The organism is Rothia sp. HMSC068F09 (assembly GCF_001812775.1).
Taxonomy (GTDB): domain Bacteria; phylum Actinomycetota; class Actinomycetes; order Actinomycetales; family Micrococcaceae; genus Rothia; species Rothia mucilaginosa_A.
Map to the genome: position 1 here is coordinate 27,889 of NZ_KV810428.1, position 13,269 is coordinate 41,157.

General features: G+C 58.6%; 10 protein-coding genes. 1 reads left to right on the forward strand and 9 read right to left on the reverse strand.

Annotated features, from left to right (window positions below; translation table 11 throughout):
• Positions 1–15 precede the first annotated feature (15 nt).
• The 5 genes from HMPREF2874_RS06350 to msrA all read right to left on the reverse strand — a co-directional run bounded on the left by HMPREF2874_RS06350 (position 16) and on the right by msrA (position 3,827).
• Positions 16–318 carry a hypothetical protein gene (locus HMPREF2874_RS06350; RefSeq protein WP_070649502.1) on the reverse strand — a complete coding sequence of 101 codons (303 nt, stop codon included), beginning with the start codon at positions 316–318 and terminating at the stop codon, positions 16–18.
• Positions 319–388: 70 nt separating this feature from the next.
• Entirely contained in the window at positions 389–1,216 is an 828-nt protein-coding gene (locus HMPREF2874_RS06355; RefSeq protein WP_070649504.1) for a DUF6318 family protein, read from the reverse strand.
• A gap of 166 nt (positions 1,217–1,382) precedes the next feature.
• Positions 1,383–2,213, reverse strand: coding sequence for a DUF6318 family protein (locus tag HMPREF2874_RS06360; RefSeq protein WP_070649506.1), 831 nt, complete (start codon positions 2,211–2,213; stop codon positions 1,383–1,385).
• Positions 2,214–2,413: 200 nt separating this feature from the next.
• Entirely contained in the window at positions 2,414–3,208 is a 795-nt protein-coding gene (locus HMPREF2874_RS06365) for a DUF6318 family protein (protein WP_371440410.1), read from the reverse strand.
• A 97-nt stretch (positions 3,209–3,305) separates the two neighbouring features.
• Positions 3,306–3,827 (reverse strand): peptide-methionine (S)-S-oxide reductase MsrA, encoded by a 522-nt coding sequence (gene msrA, locus HMPREF2874_RS06370; RefSeq protein ID WP_070649510.1) that lies wholly within the window; start codon positions 3,825–3,827, stop codon positions 3,306–3,308.
• Between the two features lie 129 nt (positions 3,828–3,956).
• On the opposite strand from msrA, the gene HMPREF2874_RS06375 reads away from it, so the two are divergent.
• A complete protein-coding gene (locus HMPREF2874_RS06375) occupies positions 3,957–4,889 on the forward strand; it encodes a Nif3-like dinuclear metal center hexameric protein (protein ID WP_070649511.1) in 933 nt (310 codons plus the stop codon).
• Positions 4,890–5,025: 136 nt separating this feature from the next.
• On the opposite strand, the gene HMPREF2874_RS06380 is transcribed toward HMPREF2874_RS06375, so the two are convergent.
• The 4 genes from HMPREF2874_RS06380 to HMPREF2874_RS06395 all read right to left on the reverse strand — a co-directional run bounded on the left by HMPREF2874_RS06380 (position 5,026) and on the right by HMPREF2874_RS06395 (position 13,211).
• The gene (locus HMPREF2874_RS06380; RefSeq protein WP_070649513.1) at positions 5,026–6,651 is read right to left on the reverse strand and encodes an S-layer homology domain-containing protein; all 1,626 of its coding nucleotides are present in this window, start codon (positions 6,649–6,651) and stop codon (positions 5,026–5,028) included.
• Positions 6,652–6,971: 320 nt separating this feature from the next.
• Positions 6,972–8,507: an S-layer homology domain-containing protein gene (locus HMPREF2874_RS06385; RefSeq protein WP_070649515.1), complete on the reverse strand. Its 1,536-nt coding sequence runs from the start codon at positions 8,505–8,507 to the stop codon at positions 6,972–6,974.
• A gap of 298 nt (positions 8,508–8,805) precedes the next feature.
• Complete coding sequence (locus HMPREF2874_RS06390; protein WP_070649516.1) at positions 8,806–10,749, reverse strand: S-layer homology domain-containing protein; 1,944 nt, start codon at positions 10,747–10,749, stop codon at positions 8,806–8,808.
• Positions 10,750–11,093: 344 nt separating this feature from the next.
• Positions 11,094–13,211 (reverse strand): S-layer homology domain-containing protein, encoded by a 2,118-nt coding sequence (locus HMPREF2874_RS06395; RefSeq protein WP_070649518.1) that lies wholly within the window; start codon positions 13,209–13,211, stop codon positions 11,094–11,096.
• Positions 13,212–13,269 lie beyond the last annotated feature (58 nt).

Here is a 13,269-nt window from a genome sequence, read left to right on the forward strand (position 1 = left end):
TCACGGCGCCGCTCCTTACGTCGCGGCACTGCGGGGCATGATGGATTCCCTCGCGCGCTCGGCATCATGCCCCGCCACTTCTTGCAGCGTGGCATTCGGACGCATAATGAATTCCCTCGCGCGCTCGGCATTATGCGCCCTCATCACCATACAAATCCGGTTGGGGTCACCACTAGGAAAGAAGCTCTTCATCTTCGGATGAAGGGCTTCTTTGTTTATGTCTTTATTCGTTAGCTGCCTCTTGCTTTGCGGTGCCGCCGTGAGCCTCTCAAAGGCTAAAAGCGAGAAGCCACATGTGTTTCGAAAAGCAACAAACATAGTGGCTTCTCGAAACGCATGTGGCTTCTCAGCGGTATAGGCCGTAGAAACTTTACTGCGCCTGTTGAACCTACTGCGCCGATGCCTCAGCAGAAGCGGTAGTAGCCTCTGCAGAAGCGCTCGGGCTCACCGAAGCAGCCGGCGAAGGCGAAGCGGTACCGGGAGTACGGCGCACCATACGCCAGGTGCCGTCCTGGTAGTGAGCCACGACCTGGCCGGCTACCGGCTTACCCTGGTACTTGAATACATCGGCCAGGGTCTGGGTGCGGTCGTTGGTCTTGCTGTACACGCCAGCACCCTCGGCGGTATCAATCGTCATCTCGGTAGCCCAGGTGTAGTAACCGGTGCGGGTGTCCTTCGTGGGGCGATCCGCGGTCAGCGAGAAGACCAGGGGGCGCTCCGAACCAACCACCCAGCCGCTATCAGAGGCGTACATGCTCTGGAATAGCTCGGCCACCGTGGTGTAGTCACCCGTGTGGTCAATGTTCGTGAAGCGGGTACCGTCGCCGGTGAGCAACAGGTAGTTCAGGGTGGCCTGCCAGTATGCAATGAACGCGTGCAGGCCCTCAACGCTGTTCTCGCGCAGCTTCGCAGGCTCCAGGGGAACCGGAACGTTCTGAGCCTTGTGTTCCTTCGTACCGGCCTCAAAGGTGCCGGTCGAGGAGTAATCAGCCAGAACGACCTCGCCCTTTAGGCTGGGGCCGGGCTCAATGGTGGTCGTCGCCTCCGGAGTGGGAGCCACGGAGGCGGAAGGAGTCGTGCTTGCGCTCGAAGATGCGGTAGTCGCGCTCGGCGAGGAAGACGACTCGGAAGAGTTAGAAGAGCAGGCGGCCAGCAGGGTAGCGGCACCCATACCCAACGCAGTCAGCGCGGTACGGCGGGTGTACAGAGTAGACATAAGAATCTTTCTGAGTAATGTACATGCATGAACAGTTAAAACCAGAATATCGCAGGCTGGTTCTCAACCCAATATGAAGTTATCTGATAGTGCAAAAAATGCGGCGGATGCTCGCACACTAGGCGCTAAAGCATCCGCCGCATAGGGGTGTACGTCGGGAGGCTGACTAGACGCTGAGTCCGCCGCTCTTCCCGCTGCCGCTCTTCGGGCTCTTGGAGCTGGGGGAGGGGGAACTTCCGGAGCTTCCGGAGCTACCGCTGTCGTCGTCGCTCGTATCTTTGGTGATAACGGTCCAGCCGCCAGACCTGTAGGTCATATCGATGTAGATGTCGTGGCTCTCCGCGGTAAAGGCGGTGTTGGAGCCCCTACCCTGCAGATAAATCTTCAGATTCTGATCGAGAAGCAAACGACCATTCCAACGGTATCGCGGGTTAGAGCCCGAGGACTTCTGGGTAGGAGTATCGGTGGAAAGCGAGATGCCCATCGGAGCATCAGAACCGTACATCCAACCGGACTTGTCCTGGTACATGGTGGAGAAACGCTGGAAAATCTCCACATAATCCTGATCGGACTTGCTCAGCGGTTCGGAGTCGCCGGTAAGCAACAAATAATTAATCGACGAAATCCAGTAGCCGAGGAAAGAGTAGATACCATCGACCGACGGGTCGTGCATGTTGCTCGGGGGGAGGGGCTTCGGCACGTTCTTGGCCTTTTCGGTTTCGGTGGCCGGAACGTAGGTGCCGTTCTTCTCGTAGTTATCGAACTTCAGGGGACCCTTGTAGGACTTACCCGAAGAAGCCGAAGCGGATGCCTTCGAAGAAGCAGACGCACTAGACGAGGAAGCCGCCGACGGAGACGAAGAAGACGAGCCCGAGGCAGAGGAATCAGCTAGGGGGCGTACCTTCGGAGCGCAGGCGCTCAGCGCGACGGTAGCCGTAGCGCCGGTGATAAATAGCGCGGTGCGTCGGGTAACGGGGGCGGAAGAAGGGCCGGTCATCGTAGCCTTTCGAAGTTTGTAGATTATCGGAAGTTGAGTGAGCCACCGCTCCTATCATACCTGTCCTTGCTGAAGGCCCCGTCATCGCGCGTCATGTATGAAATACGCCGCCGGACAGGCGCTTAAACACGAAATCCCGAAAACACAAAGTCCCCCGCACACAACCACAATAGTGCGTACGGGGGAGGGGAGAGAGGAAGTTATGCCGATGCCGAAGAAGCCGATGCGGAAGCCTCATCCTCGTGACCGGTGAGCATTACCCAGACACCATTCTTATACTCCACACCAACATACGTGCGGCCGCCCTCGCTCTTGGCAATCTTGTGGGGAGCAGAACCGTCTACGTGAGCCTTCAAATCCTGGTTGAAGGTGAGGTTGGCACTCCACGTGTACTGGTTGGGGTTCTTGGTGCTCTGACGGGGAAGATCCGCCAAAAGGCTCATCTCCATCAGGGTATCGGCACCGTAAGTCCATCCACCGTAGTCCTGGTACAGCTGAACGTACTCGTTAAACTGCTTAACGTACACATCGGCGGGATCAGCCTTCTTGAGCGGCTCAGAATCGCCGGTGAGCATCAGGTAGTTGATGGAAGCCAGCCAGAAGCCCGTAAACTCGTAGATTCCCTCGGGGCTCCGATCATTCATGTGCTCCGGGGGGAGGGGCTTCGGCACGTTCTTGGCCTTTTCGGTTTCGGTGGCCGGAACGTAGGTGCCGTTCTTCTCGTAGTTATCGAACTTCAAGGGGCCCTTGTAGGACTTGTTCGAAGACGCAGAAGCGCTGGAAGAGGCCGAGGCGCTAGAAGAAGCAGAGGCCGATGCGCTGGAAGACGCGGACTCACTTGCCGAGGCGGATTCAGAAGCCGACTCGGAAGACTTCGACAGCGGATGCACGGACTGGGCACAGGCGCTCAGCGTCACGGCGGCACCAGCACCTGCGGCCAGCAGGGCGGCGCGACGGGTCACAATGGAAGAAACAGGGAAAGGGCTGTTCATCATAGCCTCTCGGTAGAATTCATCAGAGCTGAGTGAGCTACTGTAATCATCATACCCGGGCTACCCGTTCATCCCACTCACCGTCCGTCACAAAACCGTTCTAACGGAGCAGCTGCGAGAAAGCACGGCGAGCCTTGGCCACCTTGGGGCTCACCACGAACGCGCAATACCCCTGCGCCGGATTGAGCGCATAGTAGTTCTGGTGAACAGGTTCGGCCTCGTAGAAGACATCGAGCGGCTTAATCTCGGTCACGATGGGCGCATCAAAGAGCTGCTGGGCCCGTTCCTTAGCTCGCTCCGCCAGCTCGCGCTGCTGCTCGTCCTCGTAGAAAATCACCGAACGGTACTGCGAACCCGTGTCAGCCCCCTGACGGTCCCAACTGGTCGGGTCGTGGCTGATGAAGAAAATATCCAGGATGGTGTCGTAGCTGATTACCTGCGGATCGAAGGTAATCTTCACGGCCTCGTGATGCCCGGTCGTTCCAGAGCACACCGAACGGTAATCGGGGTCGGGCATGTCGCCGCCAGCGTAGCCGCACACGCTGGACTCAACGCCGCGGAACTGACGATAGACGGCATCCAGGCACCAGAAGCATCCACCGGCAAGAACAATTTCAGCCATAATCTCTCCTTGAACTATAAAACCACACTATCTGAAGAACACCGCCGAGCCGCATAATATTCCTGCGCTACCGCAGGCTTTGGCGTAAACCCCCACCTGCCCCGCCGCGCCACCTGCCACAATAGAGGTATGACTGAAAAACTAGAAACCCCCACCCTCGCAGAAGTCGTCGACGCCTTCCACACGCTCTTCCCGCCGCAGCTCGCCGCCGGATGGGACGCCTCCGGCCTCGTCGCCGGACGTGGCGCCGCTAAAGTGAGCACCGTCCTCTTCGCAGTAGACGCCCTCACCGCCACCGCCGAAGAAGCCGTAGCCGAAGGCGCGCAGCTACTCATCACCCACCACCCGCTGCTGCTCCGCGGCGCAAAGTTCATCCCCGACAGCGACTACAAAGGCAACGTTCTGCACACCCTCATCGAAGGCGGATGCGGACTGCTCGGCGCGCACACCAACGCAGATGCCGCCGTTGAAGGCGTGAACGAAGCACTCTGTGACGCTATCGGCCTGATTGACCGCGAACCGCTCACTGAAGCACAAACCCAGGTACTTGACGAACAGGAACACGCGGTAGGCACCGGCCGCCTCGGCACCCTGCCCGAAGAAATCACCCTCAAGGAGCTTGCAGAACGCCTCGCAGCGGCACTGCCCGCAACCGCCGGTGGCCTGCGCATCGCCGGACGCGCCGACCAGCCGATCCGCCGCGTCGCCCTCTGCGGTGGTGCCGGTGACTCCCTCTTCGACGCTGTGCGCGCCACTGACGCGCAGGTGTACATTACCGCCGACCTGCGCCACCACCCCGCCAGCGAATTCCGCGAAACCGCACGAGTTGACGGTAGCAACATCGCCCTGATTGATTGCTCCCATGCAGCTAGCGAATCCCTCTGGCTGCAGTCGGCGGCAAACCGCCTGCGCGCCCTGCTCGCTGAGCGCGGCTTCGCTATCGAAACGAAGCTGTCCGCACTGAACACCGACCCGTGGGACTTCACCGTCTCCACCGGCGTGGCAACCGGTCAGGACGCGCACTCGGCAAGCACCGCCGCAGCCCCCGCATGGGAACTCTAGGGCGAGAATTCTAGGGGAGAGAACTCTAGAAGAATCCGCGCAGATTCCCTCAATGCGTAAGAGCCCGGGCACCCCGTCTGTTGTGACGAGGTACCCGGGCTAGAACCGGCCCGGCCTACTTAGTTACCTGGCCTACTTAGTTAGCAATGCGATACAGGCCGGTAGTGATAGGGTTCAGCACACGATGCCGGTAATAAAACAACATCCACTCCAACTCAATGCGGGTCACAGCATGATTCGGTTCAAACATGCCGGTCTCGGGAGTAATAACATTCTGCTGGGTAGCCCACAGAATCTCACGATAGAATGCGGAATCCGGCGTAACATCCGGGAAGGACGAAACACCCGATACTTCCGGTGAACCGGACGCACGGTAGACCATCGCGGCAACGGTTGCATTCGTGAGACCGTCCTCCGCGTGGAACTTGCCGTCGGGTCCGCCGAAGGTAACGCCCTTTTCACGAGCCCAAATGTAGGCGGCGTAGTTCGGGTCGTCCGTCTTCACATCCGGCCACGGGGAGACAGCCGGGAGGTCCACCTTGGGGCTGCCCTTCATCTCATAAAGAGTGGAAACCAGCTCACCGCGGGTGGCAGGCTGCTTCTGTTCCTCATCGTTCAGCGACGTCGAAAAGTACATACGTTCCTCTACGGGTACGTAAGCGTTCGTGAAACTCGGGACGCCCTCAAACTTCAATTCCTGGTGCGCCAAAAGAACGCCGCGGTGCTCCGGAGCCAAACCCACAAGCGGGGTGATGAGGGTCTTATCCGTCTGACTGACATAGCCGTAGTCGCTCCACGCCTCAATGACGTACTGCTTGGACGGATCCAGCGTGTTTGCGGGAATCTTGAGGTTGACGAAAGCGAAGCCTCCCTCCAGGCTCCTCTCGTACTCATCATCACCGTGGATGTAATGCTTCATCTCGCTCATGACCAGGACGGGGGAGCCAGTGCCCTTCTCGCGAATGACGTACATCATGCCCTCGGCGCCGGGGATGTTATTCCCCACGAAGCCCTGACCCTGAATCAGCAGTTCCTGATCCTTCGTGGTGTCCTTCAGAGCATCGTATTTCAACTTAGGTGCAAAGGTATCGGAGTGATAATCATTGGTGCTCAGACCGTGATGCGTCACAACGTTCTTGCGAGCCCAGATATCCTGAACGGTTGACTGCGGCTGGCCCTCGGGCTCGGCGAGGATGCCAACCTCGTAACGCACCTTGTCCAGGGTCATATCCGGAAAATACTCCGTGAGAGTGTAGTAACTCGGCAGAGTATTAGCCTCAACCTTCAGCGGGGCGACAAAGGTGCCGTCATCGTCAATGGTGAAGTCCTTGCCCTCCTCGAACCGCAGAAGAGTGTCGGTAATCTGCAGAGCGTTATAGAGGACGTTCTCCTCGGGTGCGATATAGATGACCACCTTGCCGTGCTGTTCGCGCCACTCCTTGGTGAAGCCGGTGCCCAGAACCGTAATTTTACTGTCCTCACCGGTGTACAGGCCGTCGCCCTCCTGCCCGATGTAGTCACGGCCGTCCTGGAAGTAGTAATCCTCATACGTAACGGTGAACGACGGCTCATCCGCGACATCCTGAGCTGCAGGTGCGGGGGTCTTGGCAGTCGCGTTAGCCACGGGCGCGTTTGCGGTGGGTGCAGCGTCCTGGGCCAGTGCCGGGGCCATCGGCAGGACCATCGCGCTCGCCAGTACGAGCGCGCTGCAGTTCCGAGCCGCGTGGAAGAATGAAGACGTAGAGTTCGGAAGCGAGGACATGAGACATCCTTAAAGTCGTTTCTCCGGGGCTGTAGGGGGTCGCCAGCGGTTATAAAGATTGCCGGCGAATCTGTCCTAGCCCAATGAGAAAGTGGTTGAGTATCCCCGTCGGTTTCGGGGATATTCTCACCCTAGCAAAGTGTTGAACACTTGTCAGGAAACACTCAAGGAACACTTGAAGGTTCCGAAAAATCTCACACAGTGAGTAGCCGTTAAAAGCTGAAACCCCGTGTTCCTGAGCAGAGAACCTGCTCGGGAACACGGGGTATTCAGCGTAAAACTAGGCCGCCTTACTTAGCGTGGATCTACCCGGCACCGTTCTACTTAGCTCGATTCTGGAAGTTGAACAGCATCTGCTCCAGCTGACCACGGTTCACCAGGTCCGTCGCATTAAAAGCGCCGAAATCCGGATTGATGACGTACTGCTGCGTGGACCACAGAATCTCACGGTAGAAGGCGGAACTCGGATTAACATCCGTGAACGAAGAAACACCAGAAACAGCCGGAGAACCCGCTGCACGGTAGGTGAACGCCGCAACGGTAGCGTTCGAAATGCTTGCCTCCGCGTGGAACTTACCATCCGACCAGCCGAAGGTAATGCCCTTCTGGCGAGCCCACACGTAGGCGGCATAATTCGGGTCGGTGGTCTTCACATCCGGCCAGGGGGAGACCGCCGGGAGGTCCACCTTGGGGCTGCCGGCCTGAGCGTACAGCGCCGCAGTCAGCTCGCCGCGAGTAGCGCGCTGCTGCTGCTCCTGGTAGGTGAGCTTCGAGATAAGGCTCTTGTACTCTCCCTTGGGCACGGTAGCATCCGTGAAGTCCTGAACACCCTCAAACTTCAGATCCTGACGAGCCATAAGAACACCGCGGTGCTCCGGCGCCAAACCCACGATCGGGGTGATGAGGGGCCTGTCCTTCTTGGTGAGGTCGTAGTCGTAGTCGCTCCACGCCTCAATGACGTACTGCTTAGACGGATCCAGGGTGTTTGCGGGGATTTTGATGGTGCGGTAAAGAGTGCCTCCCTCCAGGCGGGTTACGCCATCGGGATCTTCATAGTAGGACTTCATATCGCTCATCGCCAGGACGGGGGTGCCGGTGCCCTTCTCACGAATCACGTACATGGCACCCTCACGGCCGGGTAGCTCCTCCCCAACGAAACCCTCACCCTTAATCAGCAGCTCCTGATCCTTCGTGGTGTCCTTCAGAGCATCGTACTTCAACTTAGGTGCCAGGACCTGCGGATGGTAGGCACGGGTGTACATCGGGTTGTGGGCGATAACGTTCTTGCGAGCCCAAATATCCTCAATGCTCGACTGGGGCTGACCCTTAGCCTCGGTCAAGATACCCGTCTCGTAACGCACCTCATTCAGGATGATACCCGGGAAATAATCGATAGGAGTGTAGAAACTCTCCAGAGCCTTAGCCTTGATGGTCAGTTTTGCCTCAAAAGTGCCATCATTGGCAATGGTGAAGTCCTTGCCCTCTTCAAAGCGAAGCATCGAGGTGGAAGGCTCAGCGTTACCGGGGTGATCCTTCGTAGCGGCAATGTAGAAGACAACGGTGCCGTGCTGCTCACGCCACTGCTTGGTGAAACCGGAGCCCTTCAGGGTCACGGTGCCGCCCTCACCGGTGTAAAAAATGGTGTCATAGTCGGTGGAGTACGTCGGCTGTGCGGCAGCGTCCTGAGCCGCAGGCTTGGGGGTTACCGCATTCGCCGCCGGTGCATTAGCGGCAGGTGCCGCATCCTGGGCGAGCGCCGGGGCCATCGGCAGGACCATCGCACCAGCCAGCACCAGTGCGCCGCAACCCTGCGCCGCACGGAGGAAAGAAGACTTAGAGTTCGGAAGCGAGGACATACATCATCCTTACGGGTCGTACCCACCGGGATGATGCAGCTTCATAGGGTTTCTGGGGTGAGAAATCTCCGTGGAATCTGCGCCAACCCAATGAGAAAGTGGTCGAATATCCCCGTCGGTTTCGGGGACATTTTCACCCTATCAAAGGGTTGAACAGATGTCAGGAAACACTCAAGGAACACTATAAGGTTCTGAAAAATCTCACACAGCGGTTAGCTGTTAAAAGCTGAACCCCGTGCTCCCGAACAGAAAATCATTCGGGAGCACGGGGTCATTCAGGTGGCTACGCTGAGCGAGCCTAGAAAGCCATCATCAGAACCTCCAGCTCACCGCGAGTCACCATGTGCTTGGGGTTGAACGTGCCGCTGGTACTCAGTGCAACCTTGTTCTGCCCAGCCCACGCAATCTCACGGAAGAACGCAGAACCCGGGGCCACATCGGTGTACGGGGACCAGTACTGCACGGTGGGGGACCCAGCCGCGCGGTAGGTGAAAGCCGCGACGGTAGCGTTCGAAATTCCGGCATCCGCATGGAACTTGCCATCAGCCCAGCCGAAGGTAATGCCCTTCTGGCGAGCCCAAATGTAGGCGGCATAGTTCGGGTCGGTGGTCTTCACATCCGGCCACGGGGAGACAGCCGGGAGGTCCACCTTGGGGCTACCAGCCTGAGCGTACAGCGCCGCAGCCAGCTCGCCGCGAGTAGCGCGTTCCTTGCGCTGCTCATCGGTCAGGCTGGGCTGCTTACCGTCAGTAGCGTCAGAACCCTTGAAGTTCAGGTCCTGAGAAGCTAACAGGGTACTGCGACCCTCGGGCGCCTTGCCCACCACAGGGCCGGCAAACTCGCCGTTCTTATAGCCGTCGTTACTCCAAACCTCCACGACGTACTTCTTCGCCGGGTCCAGAGTACTCGCCGGAACCTTCACGACGCCGCGCACCTCGCCGTTCTCGAACTCAGAAAAATGGTGATAGCGGTTATACCAAAAGATGTCACTCGTCGCCAGAACCGGGGTGTTCGAACCCTTCTCACGAATCACATACTGAACACCCCCGGCGGAGGCAAACTTGCCGTAGAAGCCGGTACCCAAGAAGTAAATGCTCTGATCGGCGGCGGTGTCACCCAGAGCCTTATACTCCACCTTGGGGGCGAACGCGCTGGAGCGGAACGCCTGAGTGTCCAGCATAGTACGATACAGCACGTTCCTACCAGCCGACAGGTCCTCCACAGTCAGCTGGGGCTCACCCTGCTTCTCGGTAAACATGCCAATCTCGTAACTCACCTCGTAACGCTTCTCGTAACGCGGAATGCCGAGGAAAGGGGTGCGAGGCTTGTAGTAGCTCTGCAACGCACCGGGCTTGACCGTCAACTGAGCATTCAGGGTGCCGTTTTCAGCAATGGTGAAGTCCTTACCCTCTTCAAAACGGAGCAGAACATCATTGGCGGGCAGAACATCAGCGCCGTCAGGAACACCCTGAGAAGCAACAATGTAGACCACTACCTTGCCGTGCTTCTCACGCCACTCCTTGGTGTAGCCCCAGCCCTTCACGTGGATGGTGCCGCCCTCGGAGGTGTACAGCAGCTGTTCCTGGTTGTCGTACCGAAACTTGAACGTAGCCTTCTGCGGGGTCTTACCCGGAATATCTGCAGCCGTCGTGCCGTCAGAGCCTTCGAAATTCAGCTCCTGGGTAGCCAGCAGGGTACCGCGGCCCTCGGGCGCCTGACCCACGACGGGGGTAATGAACTCGTCGCCCTCGTAACCGTTGTTACCCCACACCTCGATAACATAATCCTTTGACTTATCCAGGGTGTTTGCCGGAATCTTCACCGTACCGTGGATGTAGCCGCTCTGGTAAGCGAAAGCCAGATTCTCGTGGTTATATTCAACGATGTCGCTAACCACCAGAACCGGAGAGTTCAAACCCACCTCTCGCACAACAATCTGGATGCCCTTCGGGGAGTTAAAATCACCCTCAAAACCCCAACCCGAGAATTCCAGAACCTGGTCCTCATCAGTATTCTTCAACGAGTGGTATCCCAAGTGGGGAGTGAACTCATCAGAAGTATCAGCGGGATTCTCACGGACGCGATCACCCGACTGAGAACTAGCCGCTGCAGGAGCATCTGCTGTGGCGTTCTGAGCAAGCGCAGGAGACAGCGGCAGAATCATCGCACCCGCTAGTGCCAGTGCACTGCAGCTGCGGGTTGCATACAGGAGTGAAGACTTGGAGTTCGGAAGAGCGGACATAAACATTCCTTATCGGTCATGTCCATTGCGCCGATGCAGGTTCTAAATGGGGGTGAGAAATTTCCGTCGAATCTGCGCTGGCCCAAGGAGAAAGTGGTTGAGTATCCCCGTCGGTTTCGGGGATATTCTCACCCTAGCAAAGTGTTGAACACTTGTCAGGAAACACTCAAGGAACACTATAAGGTTCTGAAAAATCTCACACAGCGGTTAGCTGTTAAAAGCTGAACCCCGTGCCCCCGAACAGAAAACCGTTCGGGAACACGGGGGATTCAGAGAGCTATCTGATGCGCCGCACTCACCCCCAAGGCAAAACCGGGGGAGGCGCGGGCGCACCGATACGGTGCCTAGCGGGCCTGGTATGCCGCAATCAGGGTGGCCAGCTCAGCCTTGGTCACCATGTGCTGAGCGTCAAAAGTGCCGTTAGCATTCAGCACCACCTTGTTCTGCTGAGCCCACAGAATCTCACGGTAGAAGGCCGAACCCGGGGTCACGTCCTTGTAGGAGGAGGTGCCCGTTACTGCAGGCGAACCCGCCGCGCGGTAGGTGAAAGCCGCAACGGTTGCGTTCGAAACGCCGGCGTCGGCGTGGAACTTGCCGTCCGACCAGCCGAAGGTGATGCCCTTCTGACGGGCCCACACGTAGGCGGGGAAGTTCGGGTCGGTGGTCTTCACATCCGGCCACGGGGAAGTCTCGGGGAGCTTCACCTCGGGGGTACCCGCCTGCACGTAGAGGGCTGCCGCGAGCTCACCGCGGGTGGCCTTCTGAAGCTGGTTCTGGTCGGGCTGCGGGGACGGCTGAGGCTTCGGCTCGGGCTTGGGGGTCGGCTGCGGTGCCGGGTCAGGCTTCTTGTCGTTGTCCTGAGCCGTGGGCAGGTTTGCATCCTTGTAGCCGTTAGTGCCGTTCAGATCCAGGTCCTGCCATGCGAGCAGCTCGCCGCGCCCCTCGGTGGACTTGCCCACGACCGGCGCGAGTAGCTCGCCGTTCTCGCTGTAACCGTCGTTAGCCCAGACCTCAATCACGTACTTCTTCGAAGCATTCAGGGTGTTTTCCGGAAGATTCACGGTACCGCGCAGATTGCCGTCACGGTAGGCCGAAGCCTGGGTGGGGTGGTCAAACTCGATAATGTCACTGGTTGCCAGAACCGGGGTGTTCGAGCCCTTCTCACGAACCACGAACTGAACGCCCTTAACGGAGTTAATATTGCCGTTGAACCCCTGACCGCCAACGTTCAAAACCTGTGCCTTTGCGGTATCAGCCACAGCGTCGTAGCTCAGGCGCGGCGCGAACGGCTCCGGCTTCTCGCCCAGAGTGTTCAGCACCCGGGTGTGAACCACGTTCTTGCTGGTCCACAGCTCCTCAGCGGTCAGCGGCTTCTGGTCCTTCTGTTCAGTGACCACACGAATCTCGTAGCGGACGTCGTACTTCGTGCCGCCGGTCGGATCGTGGAAAATATCGTCGTCAATGAAGTAGTAGGCGGCAAGCTTGTACGCCTCAACCTTCAGGTCAGCCTCGAAGGTGCCATCATCGGCAATGGTAAAGTCCTGACCCTCCACAAAACGCAGCATATCCGAGGTCGGAATCCTGTAGCCAGAGGGTGCGTATTTTGCGGGGGCAATGTACAGCGCAACGGTGCCGTGCTGGGCACGCCACTCCTTGGTGTAGCCCGAACCCTTCACGTGAACGGTGCCGCCCTCGGTCGTGATGAGGAAGGGGTTCACGCCATCGTACTTGTAGCCGTCGGGCACGGACGCCTCAAAAGTGGTGGTCTGCTCCACTGGCTTGGGATCCGGCTTCGGCTCGGGCATCTTGTCGTTGTCCTGAGCCGTGGGCAGGTTGGCGGCCTGAACGCCGTCCGAACCCTTGAAGTTCAGATCCTGCCAGGCCAACAGAGTGCCGCGGCCCTCGGGGGCCTGACCCACGACGGGAGTGACGAGCTTGTCGCTGCCCTCGTAGCCGTTGTTGCCCCACACCTCGACAGTGTACTGCTTGGCCGAATCCAGGGTGTTAGCGGGAATCTTAACGTTACCGTTGAGGAGTCCGTGCTGGTACTGGAACGCATACTCGGGGTCGTTGTACTCGACAATGTCGCTGATAGCCAGGACGGGGGTGTTCGAACCCTTCTCACGAATAAGAATCTGCACGCCCTTGGGGGAGTTAATATCGCCGTTGAAGTCCCAGCCGTTGAAGTGAAAATCCTGGTCCTTGGACGTATCGGTGAGGGCACTGTAGCTCCAGTGCGGGGTGAAGGCGTTGGTCTCAGCCTTCTGGTCACCGCCGGCCTTCGGGGTGTGGTCAGCCGGCAGGGAGCCGGCGGCAACGGCCGCGGGTGCTTCCGCAGTCACATTCTGAGCCAGCGCCGGGCTCATGGGAAACACCATGGCACCGGCGAGAACCAGCGCACCGCATCCTTGTGCTGCGCGGGCAAAAGAAGAAGGGGTCTTAGAGTTCGGAAGAGAAGACATCATTATCCCTATCGGTTCTATTGTGTCTCGCACCGCGGTGTGCGGTACCGCGGGAAGC